General features: G+C 53.6%; 1 rRNA gene. It reads right to left on the bottom strand.

What is annotated here, in order from left to right:
- Nucleotides 1-88: 88 nt before the first annotated feature.
- A 23S ribosomal RNA gene (locus P9687_RS02580) occupies nt 89-3,021 on the bottom strand.
- Nucleotides 3,022-3,230 lie beyond the last annotated feature (209 nt).

Genomic DNA, 3,230 nt, shown 5'->3' with positions numbered 1-3,230 from the left:
CGCCTTTAGGGGCTCGCCGTGTTTCCTTTATCTCAGTCGAAAGCTCCGAAATCCGTACGCCGATGACCAAGGCGCTTCCGCTTTTCTATTGGTTAAGTCCTCGATCGATTAGTATCCGTCAGCTCCACGCGTCGCCGCGCTTCCACCCCGGACCTATCAACCTGATCATCTTTCAGGGATCTTACCAGTATAAACTGTGGGAAATCTCATCTTGAGGGGGGCTTCATGCTTAGATGCTTTCAGCACTTATCCCTTCCGCACATAGCTACCCAGCGATGCCTTTGGCAAGACAACTGGTACACCAGCGGTGCGTCCATCCCGGTCCTCTCGTACTAAGGACAGCTCCTCTCAAATTTCCTGCGCCCGCGACGGATAGGGACCGAACTGTCTCACGACGTTCTGAACCCAGCTCGCGTACCGCTTTAATGGGCGAACAGCCCAACCCTTGGGACCGACTACAGCCCCAGGATGCGATGAGCCGACATCGAGGTGCCAAACCTCCCCGTCGATGTGGACTCTTGGGGGAGATCAGCCTGTTATCCCCAGGGTAGCTTTTATCCGTTGAGCGATGGCCCTTCCATGCGGAACCACCGGATCACTAAGCCCGACTTTCGTCCCTGCCCGACTTGTAAGTCTCGCAGTCAAGCTCCCTTATGCCTTTACACTCTGCGAATGATTTCCAACCATTCTGAGGGAACCTTTGGGCGCCTCCGTTACCTTTTAGGAGGCGACCGCCCCAGTCAAACTGCCTGCCTGACACTGTCTCCCACCCCGGTAAGGGGTGCGGGTTAGAATTTCAATACAGCCAGGGTAGTATCCCACCGATGCCTCCGCCGAAGCTGGCGCTCCGGTTTCCAAGGCTCCTACCTATCCTGTACAAGCTGTACCAAAATTCAATATCAGGCTGCAGTAAAGCTCCATGGGGTCTTTCCGTCCTGTCGCGGGTAACCTGCATCTTCACAGGTACTATAATTTCACCGAGTCTCTCGTTGAGACAGTGCCCAGATCGTTACACCTTTCGTGCGGGTCAGAACTTACCTGACAAGGAATTTCGCTACCTTAGGACCGTTATAGTTACGGCCGCCGTTTACTGGGGCTTCAGTTCAGAGCTTCGCCTTACGGCTAACCCCTCTCCTTAACCTTCCAGCACCGGGCAGGTGTCAGCCCCTATACTTCGCCTTGCGGCTTCGCAGAGACCTGTGTTTTTGCTAAACAGTCGCCTGGGCCTATTCACTGCGGCTTCCCGGGGCATACACCCCAAAAAGCACCCCTTCTCCCGAAGTTACGGGGTCATTTTGCCGAGTTCCTTAACGAGAGTTCTCTCGCTCACCTTAGGATTCTCTCCTCGCCTACCTGTGTCGGTTTGCGGTACGGGCGCCTTTCACCTCACTAGAGGCTTTTCTTGGCAGTGTGGAATCAGGAACTTCGGTACTAAAATTTCCCTCGCCATCACAGCTCCGCCTTGGCGCGAAGGATTTGCCTCCGCACCGGCCTAACTGCTTGGACGCGATCAACCAGTGTCGCGCTTGCCCTATCCTCCTGCGTCCCCCCATCGTTCAAACGGTGAAGAGGCGGTACAGGAATATCAACCTGTTGTCCATCGCCTACGCCTTTCGGCCTCGGCTTAGGCCCCGACTAACCCTGAGCGGACGAGCCTTCCTCAGGAAACCTTAGGCATTCGGTGGAAGGGATTCTCACCCTTCTTTCGCTACTCATACCGGCATTCTCACTTCTAAGCGCTCCACCGGTCCTTCCGGTCCGGCTTCAACGCCCTTAGAACGCTCTCCTACCACGGACACCATACGGTGTCCATCCGCAGCTTCGGTGATACGTTTAGCCCCGGTACATTTTCGGCGCAGCGTCACTCGACCAGTGAGCTATTACGCACTCTTTGAATGATGGCTGCTTCTAAGCCAACATCCTGGTTGTCTAAGCAACGCCACATCCTTTTCCACTTAACGTATACTTTGGGACCTTAGCTGGCGGTCTGGGCTGTTTCCCTTTCGACCATGGATCTTATCACTCACAGTCTGACTCCCAAGCATAAGTTTTTGGCATTCGGAGTTTGTCTGAATTCGGTAACCCGATGAGGGCCCCTCGTCCAAACAGTGCTCTACCTCCAAAACTCTTCGCTTGAGGCTAGCCCTAAAGCTATTTCGGAGAGAACCAGCTATCTCCAAGTTCGATTGGAATTTCTCCGCTACCCACACCTCATCCCCGCACTTTTCAACGTGCGTGGGTTCGGGCCTCCAGCAAGTGTTACCTTGCCTTCACCCTGGACATGGGTAGATCACCTGGTTTCGGGTCTGCGGCCTCATACTCTTTCGCCCTGTTCAGACTCGCTTTCGCTGCGGCTCCGCTTCTTCAGCTTAACCTTGCATGAGACCGTAACTCGCCGGTTCATTCTACAAAAGGCACGCCATCACCCGTTAACGGGCTCTGACTACTTGTAGGCACACGGTTTCAGGATCTCTTTCACTCCCCTCCCGGGGTGCTTTTCACCTTTCCCTCACGGTACTGGTTCACTATCGGTCACTAGGGAGTATTTAGCCTTGGGAGATGGTCCTCCCGGATTCCGGCGGGATTCCTCGTGTCCCGCCGTACTCAGGATCCACTCGGGAGAGAACGAAGTTTCAGTTACAGGGCTTTTACCTTCTCCGGCAGGCCTTTCCAGGCCGCTTCACTTACCCCGTTCTTTTGTAACTCCCATATGAGTGTCCTACAACCCCGGAAGGCAAGCCTTCCGGTTTGGGCTGTTTCCTGTTCGCTCGCCGCTACTTGGGAAATCGCAATTGCTTTCTCTTCCTCCGGGTACTGAGATGTTTCAGTTCCCCGGGTGTGCCCTTCCTGCCCTATGGATTCAGGCAGGAATCCTGTCCGATTAAAGACAGGGGGTTTCCCCATTCGGAAATCTCCGGATCAAAGCTTACGTACAGCTCCCCGGAGCATATCGGTGTTTGTACCGTCCTTCATCGGCTCCTAGTGCCAAGGCATCCACCGTGCGCCCTTTCTAACTTAACCATAAAAAGGTTTAAATCCAAAAATAAGCGATTCTCGGTTTACTTGGTTTGTTTCTCCTATCCGGTTTTCAAAGAACACATGTTGAAGGATTGAACCTTCAAAACTGAACAAAACGGAAACGTCAAACTTAATTTTGGAAAACGAAGTTTTCCTTTCATTCCTTAGAAAGGAGGTGATCCAGCCGCACCTTCCGATACGGCTCCCTTGTT

It is taken from the genome of Weizmannia sp. CD-2023 (assembly GCF_036225245.1).
GTDB lineage: Bacteria > Bacillota > Bacilli > Bacillales > Bacillaceae_C > Weizmannia > Weizmannia faecalis.
Note: the sequence above shows the minus strand (reverse complement) of the source record. Positions and strands in the feature narration are given on the sequence as shown.